At 67.9% G+C, this 26324-nt stretch carries 50 protein-coding genes; 39 read left to right on the top strand and 11 right to left on the bottom strand.

Annotated elements, in window-relative coordinates; all coding sequences use genetic code 11:
- Window positions 1-26: 26 nt before the first annotated feature.
- Complete coding sequence (locus OG875_RS05080; protein ID WP_330173021.1) at window positions 27-266, bottom strand: DUF6233 domain-containing protein; 240 nt, start codon at window positions 264-266, stop codon at window positions 27-29.
- 321 nt (window positions 267-587) lie between these two features.
- On the opposite strand from OG875_RS05080, the gene OG875_RS05075 reads away from it, so the two are divergent.
- The 4 genes from OG875_RS05075 (at window position 588) to OG875_RS05060 (ending at window position 2618) form a co-directional block, all read left to right on the top strand.
- Window positions 588-1406, top strand: coding sequence for a hypothetical protein (locus tag OG875_RS05075; RefSeq protein WP_330173020.1), 819 nt, complete (start codon window positions 588-590; stop codon window positions 1404-1406).
- Window positions 1396-1845: a type II toxin-antitoxin system VapC family toxin gene (locus tag OG875_RS05070; RefSeq protein WP_330173019.1), complete on the top strand. Its 450-nt coding sequence runs from the start codon at window positions 1396-1398 to the stop codon at window positions 1843-1845. Before OG875_RS05075 ends, OG875_RS05070 begins: the two co-directional genes overlap by 11 nt.
- 29 nt (window positions 1846-1874) lie before the next feature.
- Window positions 1875-2348, top strand: coding sequence for a hypothetical protein (locus OG875_RS05065; protein WP_330173018.1), 474 nt, complete (start codon window positions 1875-1877; stop codon window positions 2346-2348).
- 66 nt (window positions 2349-2414) lie between these two features.
- Window positions 2415-2618 (top strand): hypothetical protein, encoded by a 204-nt coding sequence (locus OG875_RS05060; RefSeq protein ID WP_330173017.1) that lies wholly within the window; start codon window positions 2415-2417, stop codon window positions 2616-2618.
- 52 nt (window positions 2619-2670) lie between these two features.
- Here OG875_RS05060 and OG875_RS05055 read toward each other — a convergent pair whose 3' ends face one another.
- Entirely contained in the window at window positions 2671-2883 is a 213-nt protein-coding gene (locus tag OG875_RS05055) for a hypothetical protein (protein ID WP_330173016.1), read from the bottom strand.
- Window positions 2884-3031: 148 nt separating this feature from the next.
- On the opposite strand from OG875_RS05055, the gene OG875_RS05050 reads away from it, so the two are divergent.
- On the top strand, window positions 3032-3283 hold the full coding sequence (locus OG875_RS05050) for a hypothetical protein (protein WP_330173015.1): 252 nt from the start codon (window positions 3032-3034) through the stop codon (window positions 3281-3283).
- Window positions 3284-4018: 735 nt separating this feature from the next.
- Here the strand turns inward: OG875_RS05050 and OG875_RS05045 are convergent.
- The 4 genes from OG875_RS05045 to OG875_RS05030 all read right to left on the bottom strand — a co-directional run bounded on the left by OG875_RS05045 (window position 4019) and on the right by OG875_RS05030 (window position 6815).
- Window positions 4019-4807: a hypothetical protein gene (locus OG875_RS05045; protein WP_330173014.1), complete on the bottom strand. Its 789-nt coding sequence runs from the start codon at window positions 4805-4807 to the stop codon at window positions 4019-4021.
- An 86-nt stretch (window positions 4808-4893) separates the two neighbouring features.
- Window positions 4894-5085 (bottom strand): hypothetical protein, encoded by a 192-nt coding sequence (locus tag OG875_RS05040; RefSeq protein WP_330173013.1) that lies wholly within the window; start codon window positions 5083-5085, stop codon window positions 4894-4896.
- A gap of 175 nt (window positions 5086-5260) precedes the next feature.
- Complete coding sequence (locus OG875_RS30965; protein ID WP_443079067.1) at window positions 5261-5683, bottom strand: DUF6907 domain-containing protein; 423 nt, start codon at window positions 5681-5683, stop codon at window positions 5261-5263.
- Between the two features lie 769 nt (window positions 5684-6452).
- Entirely contained in the window at window positions 6453-6815 is a 363-nt protein-coding gene (locus OG875_RS05030) for a GIY-YIG nuclease family protein (RefSeq protein WP_330173011.1), read from the bottom strand.
- A gap of 212 nt (window positions 6816-7027) precedes the next feature.
- Between OG875_RS05030 and OG875_RS05025 the strand changes: the two genes are divergently transcribed.
- The 21 genes from OG875_RS05025 (at window position 7028) to OG875_RS04925 (ending at window position 18037) form a co-directional block, all read left to right on the top strand.
- Window positions 7028-7774, top strand: a complete 747-nt coding sequence (locus OG875_RS05025) for a GntR family transcriptional regulator (RefSeq protein ID WP_330173010.1) — start codon at window positions 7028-7030, stop codon at window positions 7772-7774.
- Between the two features lie 173 nt (window positions 7775-7947).
- Entirely contained in the window at window positions 7948-8196 is a 249-nt protein-coding gene (locus OG875_RS05020; RefSeq protein ID WP_330173009.1) for a helix-turn-helix transcriptional regulator, read from the top strand.
- Window positions 8196-8480, top strand: coding sequence for a hypothetical protein (locus tag OG875_RS05015; protein WP_330173008.1), 285 nt, complete (start codon window positions 8196-8198; stop codon window positions 8478-8480). The genes OG875_RS05020 and OG875_RS05015 overlap by 1 nt, the downstream gene beginning before the upstream one ends.
- Window positions 8477-8650, top strand: a complete 174-nt coding sequence (locus tag OG875_RS05010) for a hypothetical protein (RefSeq protein WP_330173007.1) — start codon at window positions 8477-8479, stop codon at window positions 8648-8650. The genes OG875_RS05015 and OG875_RS05010 overlap by 4 nt, the downstream gene beginning before the upstream one ends.
- A gap of 2 nt (window positions 8651-8652) precedes the next feature.
- On the top strand, window positions 8653-8868 hold the full coding sequence (locus tag OG875_RS05005) for a hypothetical protein (RefSeq protein WP_330173006.1): 216 nt from the start codon (window positions 8653-8655) through the stop codon (window positions 8866-8868).
- A gap of 2 nt (window positions 8869-8870) precedes the next feature.
- A complete protein-coding gene (locus OG875_RS05000) occupies window positions 8871-9008 on the top strand; it encodes a hypothetical protein (RefSeq protein WP_330173005.1) in 138 nt (45 codons plus the stop codon).
- A gap of 181 nt (window positions 9009-9189) precedes the next feature.
- Entirely contained in the window at window positions 9190-9393 is a 204-nt protein-coding gene (locus tag OG875_RS04995) for a hypothetical protein (protein WP_330173004.1), read from the top strand.
- Between the two features lies 1 nt (window position 9394).
- On the top strand, window positions 9395-9916 hold the full coding sequence (locus tag OG875_RS04990) for a hypothetical protein (protein WP_330173003.1): 522 nt from the start codon (window positions 9395-9397) through the stop codon (window positions 9914-9916).
- Window positions 9917-9954: 38 nt separating this feature from the next.
- Complete coding sequence (locus tag OG875_RS04985) at window positions 9955-10173, top strand: hypothetical protein (protein ID WP_330173002.1); 219 nt, start codon at window positions 9955-9957, stop codon at window positions 10171-10173.
- Between the two features lie 84 nt (window positions 10174-10257).
- The gene (locus tag OG875_RS04980) at window positions 10258-10461 is read left to right on the top strand and encodes a hypothetical protein (protein WP_330173001.1); all 204 of its coding nucleotides are present in this window, start codon (window positions 10258-10260) and stop codon (window positions 10459-10461) included.
- Window positions 10462-10554: 93 nt separating this feature from the next.
- Complete coding sequence (locus tag OG875_RS04975) at window positions 10555-10776, top strand: hypothetical protein (protein WP_330173000.1); 222 nt, start codon at window positions 10555-10557, stop codon at window positions 10774-10776.
- Window positions 10777-10843: 67 nt separating this feature from the next.
- Window positions 10844-11095 (top strand): hypothetical protein, encoded by a 252-nt coding sequence (locus tag OG875_RS04970; protein ID WP_330172999.1) that lies wholly within the window; start codon window positions 10844-10846, stop codon window positions 11093-11095.
- Window positions 11092-11307, top strand: coding sequence for a hypothetical protein (locus OG875_RS04965; protein ID WP_330172998.1), 216 nt, complete (start codon window positions 11092-11094; stop codon window positions 11305-11307). Before OG875_RS04970 ends, OG875_RS04965 begins: the two co-directional genes overlap by 4 nt.
- Window positions 11308-11326: 19 nt before the next feature.
- A complete protein-coding gene (locus OG875_RS04960; RefSeq protein ID WP_330172997.1) occupies window positions 11327-12748 on the top strand; it encodes a hypothetical protein in 1422 nt (473 codons plus the stop codon).
- Window positions 12745-14877 (top strand): hypothetical protein, encoded by a 2133-nt coding sequence (locus tag OG875_RS04955; RefSeq protein ID WP_330172996.1) that lies wholly within the window; start codon window positions 12745-12747, stop codon window positions 14875-14877. The genes OG875_RS04960 and OG875_RS04955 overlap by 4 nt, the downstream gene beginning before the upstream one ends.
- Before the next feature lie 231 nt (window positions 14878-15108).
- Window positions 15109-15522, top strand: coding sequence for a hypothetical protein (locus OG875_RS04950; protein WP_330172995.1), 414 nt, complete (start codon window positions 15109-15111; stop codon window positions 15520-15522).
- 64 nt (window positions 15523-15586) lie between these two features.
- Window positions 15587-15814, top strand: coding sequence for a hypothetical protein (locus tag OG875_RS04945; RefSeq protein WP_330172994.1), 228 nt, complete (start codon window positions 15587-15589; stop codon window positions 15812-15814).
- Window positions 15815-15899: 85 nt separating this feature from the next.
- Window positions 15900-16382 carry a hypothetical protein gene (locus OG875_RS04940; RefSeq protein ID WP_330172993.1) on the top strand — a complete coding sequence of 161 codons (483 nt, stop codon included), beginning with the start codon at window positions 15900-15902 and terminating at the stop codon, window positions 16380-16382.
- Window positions 16383-16395: 13 nt separating this feature from the next.
- On the top strand, window positions 16396-16641 hold the full coding sequence (locus tag OG875_RS04935) for a hypothetical protein (protein WP_330172992.1): 246 nt from the start codon (window positions 16396-16398) through the stop codon (window positions 16639-16641).
- A gap of 167 nt (window positions 16642-16808) precedes the next feature.
- Entirely contained in the window at window positions 16809-17033 is a 225-nt protein-coding gene (locus OG875_RS04930; protein ID WP_330172991.1) for a hypothetical protein, read from the top strand.
- Window positions 17034-17320: 287 nt separating this feature from the next.
- Window positions 17321-18037, top strand: coding sequence for a hypothetical protein (locus OG875_RS04925; RefSeq protein WP_330172990.1), 717 nt, complete (start codon window positions 17321-17323; stop codon window positions 18035-18037).
- Between the two features lie 44 nt (window positions 18038-18081).
- On the opposite strand, the gene OG875_RS04920 is transcribed toward OG875_RS04925, so the two are convergent.
- Genes OG875_RS04920 through OG875_RS04905 form a run of 5 tightly spaced genes read right to left on the bottom strand, consistent with a single transcriptional unit; the run spans window position 18082 to window position 19927 of the window.
- A complete protein-coding gene (locus OG875_RS04920; RefSeq protein ID WP_330172989.1) occupies window positions 18082-18267 on the bottom strand; it encodes a hypothetical protein in 186 nt (61 codons plus the stop codon).
- A gap of 49 nt (window positions 18268-18316) precedes the next feature.
- Window positions 18317-18583, bottom strand: coding sequence for a hypothetical protein (locus OG875_RS04915; RefSeq protein ID WP_330172988.1), 267 nt, complete (start codon window positions 18581-18583; stop codon window positions 18317-18319).
- A gap of 43 nt (window positions 18584-18626) precedes the next feature.
- Window positions 18627-19076 carry a GIY-YIG nuclease family protein gene (locus OG875_RS30960; protein WP_443079066.1) on the bottom strand — a complete coding sequence of 150 codons (450 nt, stop codon included), beginning with the start codon at window positions 19074-19076 and terminating at the stop codon, window positions 18627-18629.
- 12 nt (window positions 19077-19088) lie between these two features.
- Window positions 19089-19637, bottom strand: a complete 549-nt coding sequence (locus OG875_RS04910; protein ID WP_330172987.1) for a GIY-YIG nuclease family protein — start codon at window positions 19635-19637, stop codon at window positions 19089-19091.
- Window positions 19634-19927 carry a hypothetical protein gene (locus OG875_RS04905; protein ID WP_330172986.1) on the bottom strand — a complete coding sequence of 98 codons (294 nt, stop codon included), beginning with the start codon at window positions 19925-19927 and terminating at the stop codon, window positions 19634-19636. Before OG875_RS04905 ends, OG875_RS04910 begins: the two co-directional genes overlap by 4 nt.
- 116 nt (window positions 19928-20043) lie before the next feature.
- On the opposite strand from OG875_RS04905, the gene OG875_RS04900 reads away from it, so the two are divergent.
- The 13 genes from OG875_RS04900 (at window position 20044) to OG875_RS04840 (ending at window position 26207) form a co-directional block, all read left to right on the top strand.
- Window positions 20044-20439, top strand: coding sequence for a hypothetical protein (locus OG875_RS04900; protein ID WP_330172985.1), 396 nt, complete (start codon window positions 20044-20046; stop codon window positions 20437-20439).
- A 10-nt stretch (window positions 20440-20449) separates the two neighbouring features.
- Entirely contained in the window at window positions 20450-20662 is a 213-nt protein-coding gene (locus OG875_RS04895; RefSeq protein ID WP_330172984.1) for a hypothetical protein, read from the top strand.
- A gap of 74 nt (window positions 20663-20736) precedes the next feature.
- The gene (locus tag OG875_RS04890) at window positions 20737-21282 is read left to right on the top strand and encodes a DUF3560 domain-containing protein (RefSeq protein WP_330172983.1); all 546 of its coding nucleotides are present in this window, start codon (window positions 20737-20739) and stop codon (window positions 21280-21282) included.
- A complete protein-coding gene (locus OG875_RS04885; RefSeq protein WP_330172982.1) occupies window positions 21272-21691 on the top strand; it encodes a hypothetical protein in 420 nt (139 codons plus the stop codon). The genes OG875_RS04890 and OG875_RS04885 overlap by 11 nt, the downstream gene beginning before the upstream one ends.
- Entirely contained in the window at window positions 21688-22008 is a 321-nt protein-coding gene (locus OG875_RS04880) for a hypothetical protein (protein WP_330172981.1), read from the top strand. The genes OG875_RS04885 and OG875_RS04880 overlap by 4 nt, the downstream gene beginning before the upstream one ends.
- Before the next feature lie 101 nt (window positions 22009-22109).
- A complete protein-coding gene (locus OG875_RS04875) occupies window positions 22110-22715 on the top strand; it encodes a DUF262 domain-containing protein (protein WP_330172980.1) in 606 nt (201 codons plus the stop codon).
- Window positions 22712-22900: a hypothetical protein gene (locus tag OG875_RS04870; protein WP_330172979.1), complete on the top strand. Its 189-nt coding sequence runs from the start codon at window positions 22712-22714 to the stop codon at window positions 22898-22900. The genes OG875_RS04875 and OG875_RS04870 overlap by 4 nt, the downstream gene beginning before the upstream one ends.
- Window positions 22901-23060: 160 nt before the next feature.
- A complete protein-coding gene (locus OG875_RS04865; protein WP_330172978.1) occupies window positions 23061-23297 on the top strand; it encodes a hypothetical protein in 237 nt (78 codons plus the stop codon).
- 53 nt (window positions 23298-23350) lie between these two features.
- Window positions 23351-23647: a hypothetical protein gene (locus tag OG875_RS04860; RefSeq protein ID WP_330172977.1), complete on the top strand. Its 297-nt coding sequence runs from the start codon at window positions 23351-23353 to the stop codon at window positions 23645-23647.
- 591 nt (window positions 23648-24238) lie between these two features.
- Entirely contained in the window at window positions 24239-24967 is a 729-nt protein-coding gene (locus OG875_RS04855; RefSeq protein ID WP_330172976.1) for a hypothetical protein, read from the top strand.
- On the top strand, window positions 24964-25386 hold the full coding sequence (locus OG875_RS04850; RefSeq protein WP_330172975.1) for a DUF6221 family protein: 423 nt from the start codon (window positions 24964-24966) through the stop codon (window positions 25384-25386). The genes OG875_RS04855 and OG875_RS04850 overlap by 4 nt, the downstream gene beginning before the upstream one ends.
- Window positions 25383-25775 carry a DUF6221 family protein gene (locus OG875_RS04845; RefSeq protein WP_330172974.1) on the top strand — a complete coding sequence of 131 codons (393 nt, stop codon included), beginning with the start codon at window positions 25383-25385 and terminating at the stop codon, window positions 25773-25775. Before OG875_RS04850 ends, OG875_RS04845 begins: the two co-directional genes overlap by 4 nt.
- A gap of 135 nt (window positions 25776-25910) precedes the next feature.
- A complete protein-coding gene (locus OG875_RS04840) occupies window positions 25911-26207 on the top strand; it encodes a hypothetical protein (RefSeq protein ID WP_330172973.1) in 297 nt (98 codons plus the stop codon).
- The last annotated feature ends 117 nt before the right edge of the window (window positions 26208-26324 follow it).

Genomic DNA, 26324 nt, shown 5'->3' with positions numbered 1-26324 from the left:
CACTTTCCGGGGCGGGCATCCGTGCGTCAGTCGAGTATCCCGAGTACGCGCTCGGGCCGGCACATGATGCACGGCTCCACCCCGAGCTGGGTGATCGCCTCCAGGGCCTGCTCTCGGCTGAGCGGTCGCATGCGGAAATTTGTTTGCCAGCATTCGGCGGTGTGCACCGCGAGCGGCTGTGTGCGCCCGCTGGGCCCGTACTCAATCGCCCAGTCCGGCGACGACGGGCGTACTCGGCGGCCCGCTGCTCCTCGGCCCGGATCCATGCCCGAGTGCGCGCAAGATCCTGCTCCTGGACGCGCAGCAGGAAGCGCAGCGCGGCCAGACGCTCCTCCGGAGTGGATTCGGACATGCGTTCGAGTGTAGAGGGCACCGATTCCCGACCGGGCCCACCCGCAGACATGAGGCCCACCCCAATCAGACGAGTGACCGGCACCGGGCCAACGTTGCCAAACCCGCAGACGGCACCCCCGATCATTGCTACCGTCCATCCCCGAAGTGACCACGCGCCGACCTCGGGGGAGGATTCCATGGATGGCGCCTTACTGGCGCACGCCGGGACGCATCCAGAATCGGGAGCCTCGACCATGGCCACGAAGGTAGGCATCTCCCTCCGCGGGCCCCAGGCCGGCATGGACGCGGACGCCTCCCTGGAGACGCTGTCGAAGCTCCTCAAGGTCATCGCCGAACTGGAACGGACCGAAGGCCAGAAGAACTCGAAGTCGAAGGTCAGCCGCTGGACATTCCAGGAACTCCGCCTCGGCAGCGTGAACGCCACCCTGGAACCGCTCGAACTTGCCCCCGAGTCGAGCTACACCACCCTCGAACGCGTCCTGGAACAGATGGTCGGCGGATTCGAGGCCGCCGAGAAGACCGCCGAACTCCCACCCCGGTGGACCCCTCGGGCCGCCCGGCTGGGCGCCGACGCCGTACGCCGCCTAGGCGCCTCCCCCGACGTTGGCATGGAATTGCTGCTGTACGGCGCCACCCCCCTGCGCGTCGACGTCACGCAGCGGGCGCACCAAAACCTTCGCGCCGCCGTAGTCGAGCGTTACACCTCTTTCGGGTCACGGCGGGGCCACCTGAACAGCCTCTTCGACACCGACAAGGGCACCATCAAGGGCGTCCTCAAGTCCGAAGTCGGGAACGAACGCATCCCCCTGGTGTGCCCGGAATCCCTGCGCGAGGACCTGCGTGGCGCTTGGGGCGAGGACCGGGTCGAAGTCACCGGGAACATCATCGAGAACGCGCGCGGCCAGGTTATGAGGATCATCGTGGACGACCTGGAGATCCTGCCGACCGAGCCGTCGCTCACGGCCGAAGAACTGAAGGGCGGGTTCTGGCCCGACATGACCGGCGGCCTCAGTGCCCGCGAGCACCTGGCGGTGATCCGCGGTGAGGCGTAACGAACCGAAGTCCGCCTATCTCGACGCGTGCTGCTACATCGACTGGGCGACAGGCAAGAGCCACGTCGTTGACTCCTGGGTCGAGGCGGCCCGCGCCAAGAAGCTCCAGCTCTTCGCCAGCACCCTGCTTTTAGCGGAAGCGCGAGGCGGCTCCCGCGCCCAGCCGAACCCGCAGGCCGAAGCCCGAATCCGGACACTGCTCACCGAGCCGTACGTCACCCTGGTCGATGTAAGCCGACGGGTTGGCCTCACGGCGCGGGAGATCATCGCGGACACGCCCCGGATCCGGAACTGGGACGCGGTGCACCTGGCAACCGCAGTGGTCGCGCGGGCCGAAGTCCTGCTCAGCACCAGCACCAAGGACTTCACCCCGGGGCAGGTGCTGCGGGGTGTGTGGATTGACGAGCCCTACCAGTACGGAGGAGAGGGCCTGTTCTGATCGACCAGCGGCTCCGCCTCTTCCACACGGTGCGCAACATCCCGTACGCGACGGACGGCGCCCACACCGCCGACACCCTGCTCGCCGTCGGCCGCGGCGACTGCCTCGCGAAGTCCGCTTACCTGCTTCGGGAGTTCACCCGGCTCGGCCACCAGGCCCGCCGCGTCCGCTGGCTCTACCACCTCGGCGACCAGCCCGCCGAGGTGCAGCTGCTGCCGTCGCGCGAGGATGTGCACACCGCGTGCGAGATCCGGCTCGACGGGGCGTGGGTGCTCGTCGACCCCACGCACGACCCGGAGCTCGCTGCGGCGGGTCTCACGGTCGCCGACTGGGACGGGCTCACGGACACCGCACCGGCATACCCGCCCTGCGGAGAAGTGTGGCGGCCGGGAGGCGGGCCCGAGCCCGTACCCAACGGGGGTGCTGCGCCGTCCATCTGTGCGGCGCGCGCGTACCAGCGCGCGTTCAACCAGTGGCTCGAACAGGTGCGCATCGGAGCCTGATCACCCGCGCGAGGGGGAGTCCGGCATTCCGCCCCCGCACGACCGTCCCGCAGCTACCGTCCGGCCATGACCACCACACCCCCGCCTGACCCCCGCGATCAGCGCATCACCCTCCTGCGAGCCGCCCTCACCGAGGTCCTCCCCCTGCTCAGCTTCTCCGCCGGGCTGCTGGCGGCCAGCAACCCGGAGTACGCCGCCCAGATGATGGCCGCCGGCGCCAAAGCTGAGACCGCCCTGAACCTCACCGCCCCGGGCCCCGCCAACGGGTAGGCGCGGACCAGCACGAAGGCCCCCACCACGGTGGGGGCCTTTGCGTTCGGCGTCAGGCGAGGCGGTTCTCCGCATCCGGATCCTCGGCACCGGTTGGAAGATCACCGTGCCCCTCCGACCAGTGATTCACCCAGCCGCACAGCGGACACGCGTACCGCCCGTCCAGCCCGGCGATCAGCGTCCCGCACTGACGGCACTCAGCCTCGGTGATCTCCAAGGCGTCCAGCGACGGGCCGTCAGGCTGCTGGGGGGCTTCCAGGCTCATGAGCTGAGGGTACCGCCGGAGGGACAGCGGCAACCCCCGACGACCAGCCGCACTGGTTCGAGCAAGTCCACGACCCACCAGAACCCTCGATCGCCCCAGCCCCACACGTCGGACAGTTCACAGCGCCGCCTACGCCCTGAACCGGCCCGTGCACGCCAGGCAGATCAACGAACCGGCCCACGACGCCCTCGCCACCTCGGCGTCCCCGGCCGCCCGATGCCCGGCCACACCCCACAACACAGCACCCGCCAACAACAACAACCCCAACCAAAACCCCGAACCCACCATCGCCAACCCCACCACCCCGGCGACAATCGCACCCGCCAACTTCGCATCCACCTCATCCGGCTGGGCATATGCCCGCTTCAACGGTGAATCCGACGGAAGTGACTTCCAGTAATGCGGCAGGCTCTGCACATTCGATGACCCGCACTTCTCGCTCGGACAGTTCACGGCACCCCCAGTACCTCGACGAGGAACAGCACACTGCCGCCCCCTGTCAGCCGCCACACCGAAACCCACCAGTCTGTGAGCGGCAACACAAACCACCCGTCACCGCAGCCCCGGCAGTACCAGCCGGGACTCGCTCGTAGTACGGCAATCACACTGCGGGTGTCCGTTCCCAGTCGACCTGCGCAGCGCAGCATCCCCGCCGAGGCCACCTTCCCGCGAAGGCAATGCACCCGATCCGACTGTTGCATTCGGCTCAGGGAGAGGAGGGGCACGACGACCGGCAGACGGACCCTCCCTCACCGAGTTGCCAGAAGGGGTGGGGAGACAACCGCACCAATTGGTTCGGCGGTCAGCAGGAGTGCCCGCCGCTCGTGGCGACCGCGGCCGGTAGGGAGCGGCCAGCGCACGACGGCAAGAGGTCCGCCGTATGGGTGATGGGTTCGCCGGGACGCCTACGCCGCCACAAGGCGGCTGGTCTTTTGCAACCATGAGTCATGTCCGTGTGGATCCTTTCTGACTGAGCACGGGCAGTGACGGGAGTCTCACGGCTGGGGACTCCCGTCACGCTTCCGCCCGGGGGATTTCGGCCTCGTGGAGCTACAGCGCGGCGAATTGGCGAACGTCGAAGGCCCCCAGGAAGCAACCCGGGGGCCCGTAGACGAAGGTCAGGGAAAGATCAGTTCTACAGCTGGGTGGCCGCTACGCGCTCACCCTTGGAAGTCAGCCCCAGGCCGACGACCACCTCATCGTCACCCGGAGGCTTCTCCTCCACCGCCAGCAGGTGCTTCCGTTCCAGGCTTCTGATCGCCTCACCGAGAACCACATCCGCCACCGGATAGTGAGCGCACGCCCTCCCGAGGGCCGGCTGGACGAACATCAGCCCAAGGTCCTGCTGCAGTGCCCTCATGGCGCCCAGCCCCCCACCCGGGCCCAGCAGCTCGGACAGGCCCGCCAGGAGTTTGCGCTCCACGGGAGTCAGATCCACCGGCTTCGCCGGCCTGCCACCCCGCCGGTCCCAGCGCCTCTCGAACGCGACCACCTGCTCGCGCACGAAGACCGGCCCGGCTTTGAGGCGGGCAACAGCGGGCGGAAAGTCCTCCCGCTGGGAAAGCTGAGTCACCCTCTGTCTTCCCACACCGAACATGTCCGCGATCTCTGAAACCCCGACGAGGTCCGGGACCGACGGCTCGGCCAGTCTGCGGTCCAACTCTTCCTCGGTGACCAGGTCCACCCCGACCACCGTTGCCGGGATACCAGCCTCCTTGGCTGCGGCGGTCACTTCTCTGAGTGCACTGTCGATGGCCTGCCGGGCCGTGCCGGCTTCGACGAAGATTCTTGCGGACAGGTGTCCGTTCGGCGCTGTACCAACGGCGGGGCTGTAGTCGATCAGGTGCTCGAACAGCTCCTCGACGAGGTCGTCGCTGACGTCGTTTACGCCCAACTCGACTTCGATGCTCCACGCCTGGGGCATTATGTGAACAACTCCTTCCGGGGCTATGGGTTGGGGGTTGGGGGTCCGCCGGGGTGCCACCCGGCGGACCCTGCTGGTTGTGTTGCCTAGTCGATGTATCCAGCCCGCTTGAGCTGGGCCTTGGCGTTCTTGAGGCTGTGGTGGTTGGACGGGGTGCCGGAGATGAGGGTCACCCGCTCGCCGCCCTTCCTGACCATGTAGTGCCCCTTCGTCGTGCGTGCGACCTCGAATCCCTGGGCTTCCACCCTCTTGATGAGGTCCCGCACTTCCTTGTTCAAGAGTACTCCTTTCCCTAACCGTCGTCTACCCTTATGGTAGCAGAAGGGTAGACGACGGTTATAGTTTCCCAGGGTGTCGGGCGATCGGCGGTCCAGCCGAGTGCACTCATCGCCGAGCCCGCCCACGCGAAACGGCCGGGCGGTGGCACCGCCCGGCCGTCGGATGCGCGAAGACTTAGCCCAAGTGGCGCAGTCCCATGACCTCGACCATGTCGAAGAACGCGCGCGCCTGGATCAAGAACAGCTCCGTCTCCGCCGCGTCCAGTTCCACATCCGTCTCCCCGCCCAGATACAGGCGCGCCGACCCAGGCCCCTCCGGGCGGTCCGTACCGAACAACTGGGCGCGCAGCATCACTGCCGGTCCATCGTTCAGCGGGGACGGATTCGGCACCGTGAACTCCGCCGACATGTGCGTCAACGTCCCCAACAACGCCGCCGCCTCCAGGTCGTGCGGCAGCCGGCACCACGACGGACACGGGAATGGATACACCGAGGGGGACTTGGCGGCGGTGGGGGAGAGGGGTGCGGCAGGCGGCCGTAACGGGGACGCCGAGGCGGACGAAGCCGATAGCCCGCTAACGCTTTGAGCTACGCTCATCGGTGAACCTTCTTCCTTGAACTGGAGTGGGTGAATGGCCAGCGGGTGATGCCGCTGGTTGAGCTGGCCCCAGCCGCCTGATGAACGGCTGGGGCCACTCGCGTTCCCAGGGCGGATGAAGCCCCAGGGGTGATGCGCCGGCGGATGAGACCGGTGATCGAGACACTAGAACGGGCCACGGAGCGGTGATTCGAAACCGGACCGCCCACCCCTGTCGCGGTCGACACATAAAACATGGCGAACCCGCAGGTCACGTTATTTTATGTGTGTCACTGTCGACCGTCTGACCTCCCGTTTCCCGCGTCTCACGTTGCCCATTGTTGATATGAGATGTACCGAGATTTGCATTTTTTGCACCGATTCTCACTTTGGCCGGAAGACGCCACGCCCCCCGACCCGACCCAGCCTTCACGATCGCGGCCCGCCTGACCAGGAAGAGGGTCTTCCGGTCGACGCGACACCCGGCGCCTCCGATAATCACGCTAGCCGGAACCGGCCACCCCAAACGGCGCCGTAGACGCGATCCGGGCATCCGCCAGCCAGCAGACGATTCTGCCCGGGATCAGAATTCATCGCACCCAAACAGGCAGGTCACAGGCCCACCAGGGGCTATACGGCGACCGATCGCCAGTACCCGAGGGATTCCGAGCGGCTCCGAGGAATCCCGAGTGAAACCCGGTGCAGGATGCGGCCGGAAAACGACGGTCGAAGCTACCCGGCCGGCGAGCGGTACCGGCGCTGGCAGAGGGTCCGTTCGCGTCGGTGGGGCCTACTGGTACTCGCCGAACCAAGATCGGTAGACCCACTCGGGGATCGTCTCTCGGGTGACCGGCTGGATCCTCCCCTCGCGCTTGGCGTCTTCGTGCTGCAACTCCCGGCGCCGGTCTCCGTTGAAAGCGCGGTTGTACTTCGGACCGTCTTCCTTGACTTCGAGCTTCTCGATGCGTTCGGCGCTCTTGCGCGTCTCGAACCACTCGATGGTCTTCCGGTTGACCTCGGGCCACCAGCACTTGTCGCGGGAGTGGTCGTACCACCGCTTCTTCGGGTTGTTCGTGATGCCGACGTACAACAAATTCCCGTCAGCGTCGTAGAGCCGGTAGAGCGCTGTGCGCTCGGAGGTGACTTCAGTCATGCGGGCCCTTCCTCTGGGTGTAGAGCCAAGGCTCGTTACACGTGGAGGTTGTGCGTACAGTGGTGGAGCGGGCATGGCGACATGGCCTCATGGCGGACAAACGTTCACCATGATGCAGGTCAGCACCGTGGGTGCTTGTGCAACTACTGGACTACGGTCCGGTACCTAGACGTGTAAGTCAAGTGGGTCACGAAAAGACGCGAGGAGGAGACTTGGCCGGGAGCAAGCGCGGCTACAAAGAGATCGCCGACGAGCTGCGTGCGCAGATCGAGCGGGGTGACTATCGCCCCGGCCAGAAGATCCCCAGCGAATCCGCCCTGATGGACGAGTTCGAAGCCGGACGGGAGACCGTCACTAAGGCCCTACGCCTCCTGAAGGATCTCGGCCTCACCGTCAGCACTCAGGGCCGCCCCGCCACGGTTCGGGAGTTCGAGCCGATTCGGCGGACGGCGAACGAGCGGCTCTCGAAGCAGGTGTGGGGCGGCGGCGCGTCCATGTGGTCGGTTGACGTGAAGGACGCGAAGCCCACAGTTGCCGGCTTGTCCGTTGCGCAGATCGAGGCGTCACCTCGGGTCGCTGAAGCTCTGGGAGTCCAGCGCGGAGACCCTGTTGTGCTGCGTAAACGTCATTACGTCCTTGCTGGCAAGCCGGTCCTGATGTCCGACACGTACATTCCAGGCGACCTGGCCAGCGGCACGCCAATGGCCGAAGAGGATACGGGTGCGGGCGGCGTCTATGGGCGCCTCGCTGACATCGGCCACGGCCCCGTGCGCTTCAAGGAGGAGGTGCGGACGCGAATGCCTCTTCGAGCCGAGGCCGCACTGCTGCGACTAGAGCCGGGCACGCCGGTCCTGTGCGTCTTCCGCTCTGCTTTCGATTCTGAAGGCCGCACCGTCGAGGTGAACGACATGGTCCTCGACGGCGGAAACTACATCTTGGACTACGTCGTCGACGCCTGACCTCGGCCGTTCCATCGAAGCCCCCGCCAATCGGCGGGGGCTTTTTGTGTTTCCTCGGAGGCTGCAACCCGTGGGGCTTGACCTAGACGTGTAAGTGGGGCCACTCTTGGAACACGCCGACCTACACGTCTAAGTGGGGCGGCTAGACCATGCCCTTCTACCCGGGAGCAGCGATGCGCCACGAGACCCGGCGGGCCACGGAGAACGTGGCCACCGCCCCCATCAAGTTCCTGAACGCCGCCGAGGTCGCCACGCACCTCGACGTCTCGCGTTCGACCGTCTACAACCTGATCGCCTCCGGCCGGCTCCCCGCCCACTGCATGGGCGGCGGCAAGATCCGCCCCCGTGGTCTGCGGGTCCCCGAGTCCGCCGTGACCGCATACCTGGCCGGTTCGACCATCACCCCGAAGGCGGTCGCCTGATGTCCACCGCATCCCTCACCAAGCCCACCCCCACTCCCCTCACCCTGGCTGACGCTGCGGCTCATCGCGCTGCTTCGTCCGTCCGCCCGACGGCCCCCGCCCTGTCTGTCGGTGACGTGTACGTGGCCGCCGCCACCGCCGCGCACCTCGCGCGCTGCGCCGGGTGCCGTGCGGGCGCCGACGAGACGGAGCGCGACGCCCGTGCGGCGGGCGAGTCCATGGCCCGCCGCGACCGCCGCGACCTCGGACGCCGTGTTCTGGGTCCGCGCGAGGTGGCGTCGTGACGGCCACCCTGGTTGCGACGCCGGACCCGTCGCCGCGCCCCGGCCGCCGGCTGATCGCGACGGGTGTGAAGCGTGGCGTCGGCCCGCTGGTGGTCGAGCCCTTCGAGCCGAAGCCGCTGCCGTCCGACCCGCGTGCGCGCCGTCGGACCCTCGCGCTGAGGGTGTGGTGACGGTGGCTACGAAGCACTCGCACGGTCCGAACTTCGGCCGCCGCGTGGATGACTGCCTCCGCTGCCAGGAACTCGCCGAGGGCGCCGCCCCGGTTAGCTGGAATCGCTCCCGGTCGCAGCGTGACCGTGACGACGATGCACAGCGGGCGCAGGAGATCCGTGACCACGACTGCCGCAAGGCTCGCTGCTCGGTCGTCTGCACCTTCGGGGACTGGTGACCGTGGACGCTGTGGAACTCACCGACGCTGACCGCGAGGCTCTGGCCGCGATCGAGCGCGCCAACGCTGCCCGCCAGGCCGCCGAGGACGCCGAGTGGCAGGCCGACGTGATCCGCGTCGACACCGGGGGCATCCGGTGACCGGCCACGACCAGGCTCCGCCGGACCGGGACGATGAAGAGGCCCGCCCGCACCCGGAGTTGCCGCACCGCAAGCCCGGCAGCTCTCTGTAGACCGCACCGCCCGTGGGGTGCTTCCAACCCCCGTAGCCCCCACGGGCGGTGCTTCAACCACCCATCCAACCCATTCGAAGGGCACCCCCATGTCTTTGACCCTGCTTTCTGACCTGCTGGACGACCACGAGGCGGCTGAGGCTGCGGTGCGTGGTTTCACGACCGGGCTGGAGGTGGCGTTGTCGACGGGTGACGAGCTGGACGTGCGCCGGATCGAGGCCGAGGCCGCCGTGTACGAGCTGCGGACCGGTGTGCAGGTCCTGGCCGTGCTCGACGCGATCCAGGCGGCGTGACGTGGATGCCCAGGCGTTCATTCCCATGGCCGCCGATATGGAGTACAGCCGGTACGGGCTCCACGTCAGCAGCCTCGGGTCGATCGACGACCCGACCCACGAGTTGATTGCTGCCGGAACTGACGTCACCCCTCGCCGGGCTCTCGCGGCGTTTGTCTCCTACGCCCGCACTATTTCCGGCCGCATCTTCTCCTCCGAGCTCCGGCAGAGCCTTGAAGACGGCTCGATGGTCCTCACGATCTGCCCTACCACGTTCGTCCACACCGAGGACGGCGGATGGGAGGTCTTCAAGCACCAGCAAGGCGGCGCAATGCCTGGCGCCTGGCTGGAGGAGACGCGCAGCTCACTGGCCAGTTATGGCCTCATCGACCTGGACGAGTGCCTGCTGTGCGGGGCGCCGGGCGGCTACCCGTTCTGCAACGACGCCTGCCGCGCAGCCGCTCCCGGCGACGACGCACCGATCCACAACCCGCCTGAGAACCTGCCGGCGCCATGGGCGCCCGGCGACCCGCGCCCCTTCTGATCCGCCCCACCTCATGCCGCCAAGCCGAAGGACCTGACATGACCAAGCCGACGTTCTTCATTACCACCGACGAGACGACTCACATCCAGGGCGAGACCACCGAACTGTTCAAGGCCCTCGGCGTCGCGTCGGCCCGCCTGGAGTCCTACGACCACCAAGGCGACTACGTCGACCTGACCTACACGGGCGGTCTCAACCTGGCGATTCCCGAGTACCGGGTCCGGCGCATCGGCCGATCCGCCTCTGTCGTCGCCTGACGGTTGCCCGCGTCGCCCGCCACCGGTGGGCGGCAAGGGGAGCCGGAACAGGCCGGAACCGAATAGATCACCAGGGAGATTCGCATGGCAGGCACGAAGAAGGTCGTCACGAAGTACGTCACCTCGGGCGGCGCGGTTGTGAGCGTGGTCGAAGACCGGCTGTACCCGAACCAGTTCCAGTGGGAGTGCGCCGGATGCAGCGAGACCGGCTTCCCCCGAGCGCGGACCTACGCCAACGAGGACGGGCAGAGCCACGCGCGGAAGTGCGCCGCCCTGCCCCTCGGCTGACGCCTGATCCTCCCCGCCTCTGTCGCCGCCGGGTTTCGGCCCGGCGCCGGCAGAGGGGACCGGAACGGCCGGAACCCGAAACGAAGGAGTCACATGCCCAAGGAGCCCAAGCGCCCGAAGGATCTCGACACCCGCTTCTCGACGACCGGCGGGTCCTGGGTCGATGTCCTCGCTGGCCGAACCGGAAGCCACACCGCCTACTACTGGTTCTGCCGGGGCTGCAAGGACGATGCGGTGTCCCGGCCGGACCGCAACCAGGTCGTCGGCGAGGCCAGGGGGCACGCCGCGAGCTGTACCGCCGCCCACGTCCGCTGACTGATCCTGCCGCCACCGGTCCGGCCCTGGCACCCGGTGGCGTCGACCACCAGAGAGGAACCCCACCATGCTGCGTCGACTGCGTGAAACGGCCGCCGAGGTCCAGGGCCACCACGAGTTCACGAACGACATCCGGGCCGCCATCCACGCCGGTGACGAGGCCGCGAAGGACACGTTCCGCACCGGCACCCTGGCCGCCGCGCTCACCCGCAAGGGCCGGGATGCCAGGGGCAGTGAGGTCGTCAAGTACGTGAAGGACGCCGTCGCCTCCGGTGACACGGGCCGGCTGGGCTGGCTGAACCGGAAGGGGCCGTCGTGAACATCGGACTGCTCATCGGCCTGACCCGCGCCCGGGTCGCCCTTCTGATCGCCGGCCTGGCGTGGTTCGTCGGCCTCACCCCTGATCTTCACGTCCGTATCGGTATCGCGGTGCTCGTCCTAGTCGCGCTCGCGTTCGACGGGCTCGTCGATGAGCAGCGCATCAGCCAGACCAAGACGACTGCCGACCGGCAGCACCAGACCACCCACTGACCAGGAAGGAACCCCCGTCGTGAGTACCGCCGCCCCACCCCAGGTGAATGGCCGCCCGCGCCCCGCCCTGCCCGAACTCGGGGACTGGCGGCCCGTCAAGACCACCGGCACCGCAACCGTGTGGGAGAAGCCAGTTCCCGCCCCCGATGAGCCGGCCGTCCAGACGACCCCCGCAGCTCAGCCGGCCGTTGACCACGTTGCCCTCGCCGAGGCTGAGGCGATCCGTCAGCGCGCTGCCGCGGAGGCGGACGCTGCGCGTATCAAGGCGGAGTCCGAGGCTGCCGCCGAGGCCAAGGCCGTCGAGATCAAGGCGGAAGCCGAAGCGGAGAAGCAGCGGATCGCCAACGAGCGGGCCGCGATGAAGCTCGAAGCCGACAAGGCCACGCACGCCAAGCGACTCGCCGACCTTGAAGCACAGCGTGCCGCGTCCGAAGCCGCTGCGGCGAAGACCCGCAAGGACGCTGACGACGAGGCGGAGCGGGAGGCCGATCGGGCCGGCGAGCAGAAGCGCAGCGCCGATCTGTGGAAGTGGGGCGCCCGCTCCATCTACGCAGTCGGCCTGGTGATCGCTGCTCCGATCCAGTTCCTTGCCTTCTGGGACGAGAAGCGCCCGTTTCTCGTCGCGGCCCCCGCGCTGCTCGAAGGGCTCGCCCTGGTACTGGCGTTCGGTGCCGCGTGGGCTGTGGCGAACCGCCGGGACGTGACGCCGTACCGCATCGGCATCATGATCGGCGCCCTGATCGCTGCGGGCATCAACCTGTGGCACGGCGTAACGGATATCGCGATCGGCTTGAACGCCGGCCTCATCGGTGCCATCGCCTCCCTCGGCGGTCCTATCGTCCTCATGGCCTACGAGCACGGCATCGCCCAACAGGCCGACGGCATCCCCTCTCGGCGTGAACGTCGGGCAGCCCGAAAGGCTGCGGCGGCCGAGGCGAAGGCCAAGGAGAAGGTGCTGCGCGACAAGCGAGACGCCGAGCACGCTGCCGCTGCCGCGAAGGACCGTCAGGAGTCGCGCGCCAAGGCGGAGCAGGAGCGCCGTGACGCTGACCGGAAGGAGAGTCACCCGGACGTGTGGAGGGTCGCCGATGCGATGCGGTCCGCCCGCGGTTCGGAGCACGTCACCGAGCAGATCTGGGCCGACGCCTGGTACCGCGTGACCGGGTCGAAGCACGTCGGCATCACTGCCGACATCGAGGCCCAGACGCGCGCGGCACAGGCCCGAATGAAGGCTGCCACGGAGTGCCCGGTGGGTGACTCGTTGTCGCAGGTCGATTCCCAAACGAACCCGCGTCCGAAGAAGGACCCCAACACCCCTGATGGGCGCCGCTTCAACGGCGGCATCCCGCCCCTCCGCACCCCTGGTGACACCGCCCCGTACAGCGACGCCGCGCGCAAGGCGGCATCCCTCGCCGCCCGCGCTGAGAAGGAGTCGAAGTGAGTACCGCTACGCATCCGCAGTCGACCGTCGAGCGGCCCGCGCTGAGCCTCGTCAAGGACGCTGCTGCGGCGGTCGAGGGAACGGTCGTTGAGCACCGCGGTGAGAAGGTTCGCCCGGCGTGGATCGAGTCGCATCGGGCTCGCCTGGAGCGCGCCCGTCGGCACGCGCTGGGGAATCGGTTGTACATCCCGCAGGCCGGCCGCGGGTACGCGAATCTGGCACGCCGGTGGGCGGACGGCTGGACGGATGACTACCCGCAGATGATCCAGTCGGCGCGGCGAGCGGTACACGCGGCCAAGGACAAGGTCGACGAAGAGGCCAAGTACAAGGCGACCGTCACCCAGCGGCGTGCCGACTACCTGCGGCACCGGCTCATCTACAGCGGCAAGACTGCCGCGTGGGGGAGCGCCAGCGCCGCGGGTGTCGCGACCGGTGTGGTGGTCGGCGGGCCGTGGATCGACCTGGCCCTCGCCGTCGCCGGGTACATCACCGGGGTGTGGAACGGGCGGGACCGCACGGTGGCGGGCGTGACCGCGGCGCCGATCCCCGGTCTGTCTGCCAGTCCGGTCTCCGCCGGCCGCAGGGCCGTCACGGTCGGCGAACTGCCGCCGGGCGCGGCGCCGTTCCCCATCGCCCAGGCCCAGACCGAGCACCAGGCCACCCTGTGCGTGCTCCTCGCGCTCCGCGCCGAGAGCGTGCCGGTGGCGGAAGTCAGCGACATGGTGCGCCAGTCATGGGGCTGGCAGTGCGTCGTCCGCGTGTCGGAGGGCACCCCGGAGGCGATCATCAAGGTGGCTGGTGACCTGGAGACCCGCTTTGACCTGCCGACGAATGGTGTCCGTCCGCAGCCGATGATCGAGCGCCGGGCTTGCGCGGTCCTGCGGCTGGTCGAGGGCGACCCGTTCTCCACCGCGCCGGGTCTGCCGTACCGGGCGCCCAAGTCGATGTCGATCACCGATCGGTTCCGTGTTGGCACCTCCGTCGGTGGCGACCCGCTGGAGCTGTCCCTGGCCGGCGTCATGGGGCTGTGGGTCGCTGCTTCCGGTGGTGGCAAGACCGGCATCCTTCAGGCCCTCGCCGAGGGCACCACTGCCTGCCGGGACAACATCACCATCGACCTGGACCCGCACGGCGACGGCCTGGAAGACCTGTACGGCTGCGTGCGGCTCACCGCACGCAGCACCGAGCAGATCGAAGCCGCCCTGTTGTTCTTCCTGGTCATGTCGAAGGCCCGCGCACGGCTCAGAAAGAAGCTCGGCATGGGCAAGAAGTGGATCGCCAGCCCGCAGCACCCCGCTGTCACGCTCTTCTTCGATGAGTTCCCCAAGGGTTCCGAGCTGGCGAAGAAGCTGGCGTTCGACCTGCTGCTCGTCGGACGGAAGGAACTCATCGAGGTCGAGATCGCCTCGCAGGGCGGTACCAAGCTGTACCTCGGCGAGAACATCGCCCAGATGATCGCCATGAAGGGTGTCGGGCCTTGCAAAGTCGGCGACACCCGGGCGGTGTTCGGCGACGGCGCTGTCGCCGAGGGCTGGCTGCCCAACCGCCTGTCCCCTGCCACGGACACGGACCCGAAGGACGCTGGCCACATCTACATCCAGGGTGTGCCCGGCATGGCTGACGAACCGATCGAGTACAAGGTCCACGAAGTACCATCCGCCACCCTGCGGGGGCTGGCCGCCGAGCGACTTGCCGCAGGGCTGGTCGAGCCCGACCAGGACTCGCTTGAGGCCATGCGCAACGTAGACCTGCCCGAGTACGTCGAGGCGGTCTACGACCTGGAGGGAAACCTCAAGAAGGAAGCCCCGGTCGAGCTCCTGACGTGGGACCAGCTCCTGCGCCTGTGCGAAGCCGAGCCGGCCGCGAGTGCCGTACCGGATCTTGCCCGAGTCATCGTGGGCGACTGTGTCGATTTGATGGCCAAGGACGGCGTGGGCCGGATGCGGACCGAGACCCTGCGGGACGCGCTCGCCACTCACGACCCGAGTGCTTACGGCGACCTGACAGTCGAGGAACTGAAGACGGCGCTCGCCGCTGCGGGAGCGGGGAAGCCCATGCCGCTCGGACCGATGGGTGAACTGACCAACCCGCGCGGCTTCAAGCGAGAGACGCTTACTGCCTGCCTGTGACCGGAATGCCCTGATCGTCCACCTGCTCGGCCCTGCTCGCGAACGTATATGCGCAGGTCGCGGCTGCTCGCCAGCCTGCTCGACCCTTGCTCGAAGTCCCGCTCCGAGCAGGGGCCGAGCAACCTTCGAGCAGGAGCTGACCTGCGACGGAGCAGGACCGAGCAGGCGTCGAGCACCCTCGCAAATCATCACATAACACACCCATGATCCAACGGCCTGAAGGAGACTGTCATGCCCAAAACCGTGTACCGGCAGACCAAGCGCGACGCGAAGGAGCTGTCCCGCACCGCCAAACGCGGCGACAAGCTCTACGTGATCCGCGACATCGCCACCAACCTCGCCCGCTACGAAGACGCACAGCTGTACTCCGAGTACACGGTCACCGGCCAGCACCCTCTCCTCGGCGGGGCCATGATCTCCGGCTCGCTCAGCGTCGAGGGCCTCGTCCTGCGTGAAGGACCCGTCTACACCAAGCCCCCGAAGGGGATCCGGAACATCGCCGGTCCCGGTCCCCAGGTCGACGCGCCACTTCCGGAGAGGGACAACGTGCGCCCGCTGTCGGCTTACGAGATCCGGCAGATGGAGAAGCAGGTCGAGGCCAACAAGGAGGACCGCAAGCCCAAGCGCAAGACCTGGTGGGCGTGAAGTCCCACCAGCACGCCAACGGCCTCCGCTGCATCCTCTGACGCCCGACCGACTGGAGAAGCCCATGCCCCGCGACTACCCGTACCAGTACGGCCCCTTCAGCTCGGTGGCCCACGCCGCGTCCGCCGAGAGGCAGGTGAAAGAACAGCTCGCGCTCGCCAAGGGGCGCAAGCTCCGCGGCGACTCGGACGGTGCCGCCGACGTCACCGGCTGGAGCAACGAACTCGCCCACATTCAGCAGGAGAAAGCCCGCCTCAAACAAGAGGCCTACCGCCGAGCCTGCGGGCACTGACCAAGCCGGGGGCGCTCCCCACGCCTGGACAGCCGGGAGCGCCCCCACCCCACCCGCCACCCAACAGCAGCAGGAGGACTCTGAGATGACCACGGCCACCCCCGTCAGAGCAAGACCGCCCACCGCGGCGCCGGCGCTCAGTTTGGATGCGCGGCTCGCGGCGGTCGGCGCCTCGATGACCGTGCGCCTCGACCAGGCCGCGCTCGCCCACGCGGTCGACGCACGGCACCCGGAGACCGTTCTCGACTACGCGGTGATCATCCGCCTGACGCCGGCCGACACCGAACGCCCGGTCGCCGCGCTCCTCCGCCGCGCCCAGGCCCACGTCCTCAGCCCCGGCGGGTGGAGCCGCGATACCGGCACCAACGCCCGGGGCGGCACCTGCCTGGAGCACGCGCTGATCACCGAGGCCCGCACCGGGCGGGACGAGCAGGAAGCCCGCATCCTCCTCCGCCAGGCCATCGGCAGTGGCGACCCCGTCACCCACATCAACCGGCGCATCACACAAGCCCAGGCCGGCCAACTCCTCGGCGCCGCCGCAGCACTCGCCGCCAACCGCAACCTCTGAAGAAGGGACCGTCATGCCCGACTACAGCAACCCATCCACTCCGCTCACCGGCCGCAAGTACACGTGGAGTGTCACCCTCACACTCGGCCCCGCCAGGCCCGGATCGAACCCCGCCACGGACCGCACCGGCAGCTACGCCCCGCCGCCCGGCGCCACCGTGGGCACCCTCCTCGACGGCATTCGCAACCTGCACGCACGGGAGTGCGGCGTCCCCGTCAAGGACGTCGTTCTCGTGCGCTACTCGCTGAGCGAGAAGTGAAGATGACCGGTACCGAGACTGTCCGCCTGACCGCCATGGACGACGCAGCCGACGCCCGATGGTGGCCCCTGGACGCACTCCCGGACCTCGCATTCGACCACGCGGACATTCTCACGGCTGCAACGACCACGCCTGAACCGCGCTCCAAAATCCGATAGGAAAACACCATGCCCGAGTACACCGTCACCTACCCGACTCTCCCCAACGGCATCTACACCCAGGAGGTCAAGGCCGACAGCATCGAGGACGCGGTGCGGGCCGCACGTGAGCTCGACTGGCCCACGAACCCCGGCTACACGGTGGAGTTCGACAAGGAGCCCGCAGTGTGGCTTCTGCGGTACCCGCGCCGGATTCGCTCCAAGCGGGTTTCGGGTCCCGACTACGGGGGCTGACATGGGGGCTTGGACCGGCTGCATGCCGACAGCGCACCTCAATGACCGGCAGATCCACCCGATTCAGTTCCGGAAGTGGGTTCACGCGCACCAGCAGTTCGCCCACGGCAAAGACCGGAAGCTTGTTGACGAGCTGAAGACGTCGATCATGCGGGAGGGCCTTCGGGAGCCGATTCTCATCGGCGTGTCCGACCGGTACCCGGACGAGGACGTCGGCCCCGGCCATCACCGGGCGGGGCCGCGCTCAGTCGCCAATGGCCTGACAAGGCCGACTTACTCAACGGAAGATGAACCTCATGACCACGGTAAGTCAACGCACGATCACCACCGGAATCGCCACCCGCGAGGGCACCGCCGCAGACAATGCGGACGCCGCCAGCACCTACGTCCTGGCTGACGGCACACTCGGCGCGGCCGTGGTGGACGGCATCGGACACGGCCCGCACACATCCGCGACCGCCCCGCTCCTGGCCCAGGTCGCCGCCCGGCTCTCCGCCCGCCGCGGCCCGCTCGCCGGCATCCTCGCCGCTGCTGAACTCGTCGCCGACGAGGGCGCCGATGGCGAAGAGGCCGACGCCGTCGCCGTCACGGTGATGCTGCCTCCGGGCCGCACGCCGCGCGCCGCGTGGGTCGGTGACTGCCGCGCCTACGGCTGGGACGGGACCCAGCTCACCCTGTACACCACGGATCAGACGATGGGCCAGTGGGCGCGCATCCACGGCGACATCCCAATCGAGGTCGCCGAACATCATGACGCCTGGGTGCGCGTCAGTCTCAGCACGGCCACCGTCGCCACCGTCCGCGAGGTCGGTATCGACGACCAGCTCGTGATCCTCACCAGCGACGGCATCCACGACCAGATCGAGCAAGGCGCCATGGAGGACCTGGTGGGCGAGCACGCCGATCAGCCGCAGGCCCTCGCGGACGCGCTCGTCGCGGCTGCACGGGACGATGACGACGGGTATCGCGACGACGGCACGGTCGTCGTCATCGCCCGCGCATAGATCACGCCGCGCGGTCCTGGCCTTCACCGGCCGGGGCGCACCATTCAGCCCCGGACCGTGTGGTCCGGGGCTGTGGTGTTGGCGCGGGCAATCCACTGGTCGGACGCGATCTGCGCCGGCCGCTGCGTGATGTCGACGGTGACGCCGTGGTCGGCCAGCAGGTCCAGGAGTGCCAGGCCGTCAGAGCATTCCCGCTCCGTCGTCCCGATGATGCCGATGCGAATCGCCATGGCAGCAGTCTGCCGGGTGTGTGGGGGAGTGTGGGGCGGAACCGGCGATCTACCGACAGTTCGGCCTCTGCCTGTCGCGGTCCGCGAGGCGATCGGCTTCGTCGAGGAGGGCCCGTGCGCCTTCGTGTTTGCCCTCGGCCGCGTACACCTCGGCGCGCTCTCGAAGGATGTCGGCAGCCTCGTGCAAGGCGGTGCTCGCGGCGAAGGTTGCGGCGACGTCGTAGTTCCGATCGCCAGTCCAGCCAAGCAGCGGAGCCGAGGCGAGCGCGTCCCGAACTTGCTCGGTCACGTCGTACAAGACGGTCGGGTCACTCATGGGCGCTACGCCTCCTCGTCGTATTCGGGGTGGTCGGCCCACTCTACGGCGAGGAGTCGAAGTTGCCGTTCGGCGTTCCTGCCGCCCGGCCCGGGTCCTCCCCGCCCGCGCGGGGGTGTTCCGCCCCGAAGCGCTGCGCTGCGGTCACTGCTGACGGCGTTGGCCGCCTCACCGAAAACGCCCCACTCCGCAAGGTCGACACGGATCGGGCGGGTGGGTGACTTTCCGGCGGAAGTGCTGATCTTGTAAGCGGGAGTGCCCATCTTGTTGTGGAGGGGCGTTCCGTGGCGATGGCGGCGAGTTCGGCTTTCTCTGCGCCTGAACGCGTCTCGTGCCATTCAACCGCGCGTTGAGCCACGGCGGGCCACCACGCTTTCTGCTCCGAGTGCTGGCCCCAACGGACGTCCGGCTTGTGGCTGATCCCCACGTAGAGCAGTGCGCCCGCCTCGTCGAACAGTCGGTAGAGGGCGGTACGCCCAGGGTTCTTCGGCACTGATTCCTCCCGTCAGCCGGAGGTGTCCTCTCCGGCCGCCTTCTTGACGCTGACAACGGTTCGTTCACGCAGCGGCGGGATGCCGGCTGCTTTGGAGATGCGGCGGAAGGTCTGCGGCTCCCAGGGGAAGAACTTAGCCATGCGATCGCCCGAGACTCCGGTGAGCATCTCGGCGACTATCGCCCGCTCTAGTTCGTCCCTGAGTTTCCCAACAGCCTCTCGTTCTTGCTCGTATCGGGCGAACAGTTCAACGAGTACGTCGGGGGGTGCCCACCCCTTGCGCGGCGCACGGCGCACCTGGGGGTTGTCGCGATCTGGCATGCCTGGCGCGTTGTTCCACTTCGGACTATGCGCGCCAATCGCCTGCCGCTCGGCGTGTTCGGCATCCGTCCTGGTCTCGAACCACTCGACCTCTCGGGTGACGACGCTGCCCCACCATGACTTGTCAGCGGCGTGGCCCGCCCATCGCGCGCGTGGGCTGTTGGAGATGCCGACATAGATCAATTGGTCGTTTTCGTCGAAGAAGCGGTAGAGGGCGGTTCGTCCGGTCGGCTGGGTCATGCGATCCCTTCTGCGGATTGAGCCTGCTTGAGCCGTTCCGCTCGATCTTGGTAGCGCTCGTCAGGTTCGATGCCCGCCTCGCGGGCCATCTTGCGGACGTGCGCGCTGGTCCAACCGGACGCCTTCGCGATCTCAGTGGGCCGATAACGGCCTTCGCGAAGAGCGGCAAGGACCAGTTCTTTGAGGTCGTCGCTGGACTTCTTGAGGCGGTCTGCGGCACGGAGCCGGCGGTCTCCGGCCGTGGCGATGTCCTCCAGGGTCGGAGGGTCGGCGGGCGGGGTCGGATTCATGACATCAATCTATCGCAACACACTTGCGGTGACCATGCCTCAGGCGTAGTGTCTGAGTCATCGCAACCGCTACTCATGATCGCTAGTTAGTTGCTGTACTGCACCAGGGGGACCCGTTGAACGTCAGTCGCCACATCGCCCGCACCCACCAGGCCGCCCGCACTGTGACCAGGGCCCTCGCCTATCGGTGCCGCTCCGGTCTCATCGCCGCCGCCGTCGAAGCAGGTCGGCTCATTCGAACCGGTGACCTCCTCGACCGGCTGGGCGCCGGCGGCATGAAGGACGGGCACAAGTCCTGGTACGGGCGTGCGGTCAAGAAGGCATTCGTCGTCGCCAACGGGGCTGACCCGGTTCGGGTTTGGGCGCAGCACCGCACCACCGGCAAGTGGATTCACGTCCACGCCTACTCGCCGTTCGACATGGCCCTCTACATCGGGCTCGCCACCTACAAGCAGACGGCCTTCCTCGCCCGGCCCGCCTTCTTCCAGGCGGCATATGCGGAGGCTGCATAAGGAGAACCCGATGGCCCGAAAGCGAATCCAGCTCATCACCTACAGCGGCCGCGTCATCCCCGTCGGCGACAGTGCGGTACTCGACGACAACTACCGCGTCACCGTCGACCGCATCCGGCCCCCATACGACGACGGCGACAACGGGTCTGTCGGCGTCCGCTTCGAATGGGGCGCAACGGAGAACGTCGACCCGGTCCGCCTCCGCGCCTACATCAGCAGCTGAAACGGCATGGCTAGTCCATCCGAGTAGCGCCGGCCGGACCTGTCCGGCCTCAACCCCGAACACGAAGGAGCAGCATGACCGACAACCCGGAAGACGCCCGCCGTAAAGCCGACCGGCTCCAGGCGAAGGCCGACAAGCTCACTGCCGAAGCCGAACGCCGCTCCGAATCCGCCTACGCCATGTACGGCCGGTTCGCCGGCGGACAGCCGCTCCTTCGTGACCACCACTCCTACCGGTCGGCCCGCCGCACAAGAGACCGCGCCGACGCCGCGTCCGAGCGTGCCGTGGACGCCTACAAGGACGCCGAGCGCGCTCGGACGGCAGCGAAGTGGGCGAGCAACAAGGCCCACGCTATCGAGGCCATCGCCTCTGTCACCAACACACGCGAACGCCCGTGGGAGCCGTCCGACTTCAAGCCCGGCGACATCGTCACCGTCCGGGTCTTCGAGACCAGCACCAGCACCTACCGGGTCAAGCGGGTCAACAAGAAGACGCTCACCCTCGACGGCGGCGGAGGCGGCTGGGACGACCCCAAGCGCGAGTACAACCGGGTCCTGTCCCGCACCAGGGACGGCGTCACCGTCACCAACCCCGCCGAAGGAGATCACAGTGATTCGTGAGGACCGCTTCCTTATCAGCCGTAAACCGTTCGCCATCGACCTGTCCACTATCACCGGCACCCAGGCCGGAGGCACCGACGCCGTCAGGTTCAGCGGCCACGCCAACGCGGTCTGGTTCCGCCGGAAGGACGGCGTCATCCGGGCCTGCCTCGGATCGCTGATGCTGTGGAGCCACTACCTGCCCGCACCGCTGGACCTCGATGACCCGCGCGCGATCCTGACGGCCGACTTGGACGGCCGGTATGGCGGCGACTGCGACGGGCGTTGGGACGGTACCGGTTACTGGGGTGCCGAGACGCTGGACGTTCGGAAGCAGCACCTGGCCGTGCTTCAGCCCATGCTCGCCAACTACCCAGCGATCCCCGAGGGCTACGACGGTTGGTGGACGTTCCAGGCCGGCACCCAATGACCAACCTGCCCACTGACGGCGTCCGCTGGATTGTTGAGTACGAAGGCCCCGGCTACTGCTACTCCGAGCCGCACCCCGACAAGGAGTCTGCCTACGCGAAGGCCCGCGACGCGGCCCGGCTTGCCGCCGCCGGTGAGCCTGTCTCCTGCAAGGCTCGTTTCGACAGTTACGGGCGCGACGCCAAGGACCTCGGCCGCATCTCGATCCGCCACTGGTACGAGCAGTTCGGCGAATGGCGCACCCACGCACGCAGCTGGTGGGACAACAAGCCCTCGGCCGACGCCCTGACACCGCACCCCGCCGACTACTGGGACTGAACCCCGACCCAGAACACGACGAGACGCCGCTCATCCACTTCGAACTCGCCCGCGACCCCGACTATCAGCCCCGCGTCACCCTCGCCGCATAGGGAGCCCCGATGACCCGCCAGACTGCTACCCCTCTCGTCCACCTCGGACTGTCGGCCAGCGACCGCCAAGTCCGCGAGCTGGCCCGCAGCTTCACCGATACGTTCGGCCTCGACCTTCGGCCCCCGTACCAGCGGGGGCGGGTGTGGTCGGAGGACCAGAAGGTCGCCCTGATCCGGTCGTGGCTCACCGGCACCCCGACCGGGGTCGTCATCTTCAACGACCGCACCACCATCGAGTGGACTGACGCGAACGGTTACGACCCCACGGACCGCGACGAGGCAATGTACGCGTGCATCGACGGCCAGCAGCGCATCAGCACCGCCATCGACTGGTTCAACGACGAGTTCGCCGTTCCCGCCTCGTGGTTCAACGCCGATGACATCACGGCCACCGAGGACACCGACGACGGCCCTTACGTCCGCTGGAGCGGCCTGACCCTGCGCCGTCAGCGCCACTTCGCCAACCGAGCCCAGCTCGCCGTAGCCGAGGCCCGAGTCGCCACCATCCAGGAGGAGGCGGCCATCTACCTCCTCGTCAACGGCGGCGGCACCCCGCAGACCGACGCCGACATGAACAGCGCTGCCCAGATCGCGGGCAAGGAGGGCGAGCGATGACCGCCCTGGCCACTTTCCGCCTGTGTAACGCGGCTGGTTGCGGCTTCCGCACCGAGGTCGACCCGGCTGATCCGGATGCGGCGTGGGACACGGTCACCGACCACTACCAGACCGACCACGGCATGACCGGACCCGAAGCCGGAATCTTCGGGGCACGGCACAGCACCACCGTGACGGGCCCGTGACCGCCCGCACCACCCTGCCGTCGCTTCCGCCGTGGGAGGAGACCGTAGAAGAAGCCGCCGCCTGGGACCGGCAGTGGGGCGACCGCGACGATGACGAGGAGTGCGACTGATGTGGACTTGCGGGAACTGCGGCACCCACACCAACGCCGAGGAGTAGACCATGACCGCCCGACCAACCCCCGTACAGGCTGCCGCGCTTGCCCTCATCGCGGCCGGGGATGTTGCCCGCGTTGAGCGTGTCGGCGCAGGTTTCGTCGCCAACGCCAGCGGCACCGTGATCAGCAAGGCCACCGTGTTGTCGCTCATCCGCAACGGCTGGGCCGTGTACGGGACGCTGGAGGGAACCCGCCGCCCCCTGCACATCACCGACACCGGCCGCGCCGCACTCCCCACCTGACCACCCCGGCTGCCGTGCGCACGGTACGGCGGCCCACAGTAAGGAGGAACGCGATGAACGCAACCATGACTCAAGACGAGTACGAGAAGGCGCGGCGCCGTCTCGAAGCCGACGCCGCCGACGCCAAGAAGACGTACATCCGGGCCAAGTCCGTGTACGACGGAATCTGCAACGAACTCCGCGACCTGCGCGTGTCTTGGCAGGAACAACAGGCCGCCGCCCAGCCGACGGGGGAAGACGGCCTGCCGCTGCCCGCCGTCGGCTGCGAGAGCTGGCGACACGAACACCGCCGCGCCGACCTCTGCCCCATCCCCGTCTGCGGACGCTGCCGACACCTCGAAAAGCTGTAGGAGCCCGCGATGATCCAGCCCGGACAGATCTACCGGTCCTTGAACCCGCGCGACAGAGGTTTCCGAATCCGCATCGTCGAAGTTGGCGCGTCCAGTGCCCGAGCCGTTGACGCATCCAACGGACGCGCCCTCCTCAACCGGATCATGCTGCACAGTCTCCACGCCACCTCCCCGTGGAACAGCAGGTCGAGATCATCGAGACCGCAGACGCCCGGCGCTGACCACGAGGACCGGCGCACGACGAAAGCCCCTTCCGTCCCGCACTTACTCGATGCACCATTGCACATGGCCACATCACCGATCATGCGATTCGCGGCGGTGTCCGACGCCGTTCGCGAGCCCTGCCCCTCGTGTAAGTGCTGGGGACTCAGGAGCTACACCGCAGACGACGGCAGCAAGAAGATCGTCTGCCTGAATGGCAACTGCACCGACGCAAGATACAAGCCGAAGCTCCCCGCCTAGTCAGGATTGTGTCGCCGGGCCCGCCCCATCACGGGGCGGGCCTTTCGCATCCCTAGGGGTTGTCGGCGACCGCATGGACAATTGGCTCACATAGTGCTTGCTTCCCGAACCACCGCCGAGGAGCCCGCCATGCACCACGCCGACGACGACGCCACCTATCAGTGGCCCACCTGCACCGCATGCCCCCGGCACCTGTGGGCCGACGAAACCGGGCGGCAGGTCTGCGGCATCTGCCAAGAGGAAACCGGCCAACGGCTCGCGGATCTCCCCGCACTGTTCCGCCGGCTCAACACCACCGCGGCACTCACGCGCGGAGCCCGGCGCACCGGCGGTTCCACGTCCGGGTCGAAGACCCCGCCCATCCCGCCCCGGCTGGAAGTCCTCGCGTTGGTCGGCCCTGGTGGTGTTGCGGCACGGTTGCAGGCCATTGAGGACTCGTGGCGCACGGCGCTCCGCTGGAAGATCGAAGTACGGGCGGACGCCGTTCGCACCTTCGCCCCCTGGCGCACCGACCCGCAGCGGGAGATCCCCCGGCTCACCCAGTTCCTCGGCAACAACCTTCTGTGGGCGTGCTCGTCCTACGAGTCCGTAGGCCAGGACATCGCAGACCTGAAGCGGCTCCACGGCGAGATGAAGGCCATAGCCGCCGACGAACGCCAGCCTGGCCGGGTGCAGATCGGCCGGTGCCCCAACGTGGCCGGCGACGCGCGATGCGGGGCTGATCTCACCGCCACCGCCGCCACCCACCGCATCCGATGCGGCACATGCGGGACCCGGTGGGAAACCCTCGGGGAATGGCGGGAACTGCGGGCCGCGCAAGAACAGGCGCTCGCTGAAGCGGCAGGAGTAGCAGCATGAGCGAGATGGCCGACTTCCTGCGGGCCCGCTACGAAGAGGCCAAGGAACGTCAAGCCCGGATCTTCCGCGACATCTGGGAGCCAGGCATGCCATGCCCCGTATGCCACCGGGAGACGTGGGGCATGTCCACCTACGGCAACGATCCGTCAAGGCTCGCGTCGTTCAAGCCCTGCGAGCACGAGATCAACGACCCTGAAGTCTTCGCCCGATTCCAGGAGCCCGCCCCTGATGCGGACATCCTCGCCGACCTCGACGCCAAGCTCGCCCTCCTGGACCTCACGGAACGGACGTTGCGGTTCGCCGAAGGGGACTCCGAAGTCGACCACTACGGCGCACTGGGCAACGCCGACGAGACCCTTTCCCTTCTCGCCCGACCCTTCACCGGGCACCCCGACTACCAGGAAAACTGGGCAGCATGAGCCGCGAACTACTGGACTTCCTGCGCGCACGCCTCAACGAAGACGAGCACTGGGCGTTGACGGTCAGCCTTGAGCTGCGGCCCGAGACATGGGAGACCGACCACGAGAACGGTGTCGTGCTGACTGCGGCGGGCAAGCAAGTGGCCACTGGTGCCCGACACTCGATCAACGACCTTGAGCACATCGCGCGCCACGCCCCCGCCCGGGTCCTGCGCGAGGTCGAGGCCAAGCGGACGCTCCTCGACGACTACGATCGCTTCGTTGCCGAGCGCCGACGCATGATGGGCGGATGGGACAGCTACCCCGAGGCCTCGCCCGTCCTGACGGCTTTCGCCGCCGTCTACTCCGACCACCCCGACTACCGTGACGAATGGCGGCTGACGCCCTGATCGAGGTTAATAGTTGACGAAACGGGGTCCAAGCTGTAAACCTGTTGTTGATCGTGGCACACATGTCACACCACGCTTCCAAGGCCCCACCGTGAACTCGCCGGTGGGGCTTTCGCGTTCCTACGGGAGGTTGCCATGGTCGCCTACGCCAACCCGGACCCCGCCGAGATTCACTTCGCCCGCCTTCAAGGTGACGCGAACCTCGTGGACCTCTGGGAAGCTGCCCGTGCCATCGGCGTGAAGCCCGGAACCATCCGCGTCTGGGTATCCCGAGGAAAGATCGAACCCGTCCTCGACGGCGAAGCAGGGCAGTACTTCCACCTCCCAACCGTCCAAGCGGCAGCCGCCGGTGGGGCCAAGTACAAGCCCGCCGACCCGGCAGCGAACAGTCGCGGCCCTCACCAACGCCAGACGGCGTTACTTGCCGCATAAGCCCCTGCGCGGTGGCGCAGGCGGGCCTTGAAGCACCCCCAGTGCTCGGCCCACCGTCCGCCCGGCCGAGGGTCCGGGCGGACACAAACTTCCCAGACGGGGACGCCGCCGGCAGAC

Origin of the sequence: Streptomyces sp. NBC_01498 (genome assembly GCF_036327775.1) — a bacterium.
GTDB lineage: Bacteria > Actinomycetota > Actinomycetes > Streptomycetales > Streptomycetaceae > Streptomyces.
Note: the sequence above shows the minus strand (reverse complement) of the source record. Positions and strands in the feature narration are given on the sequence as shown.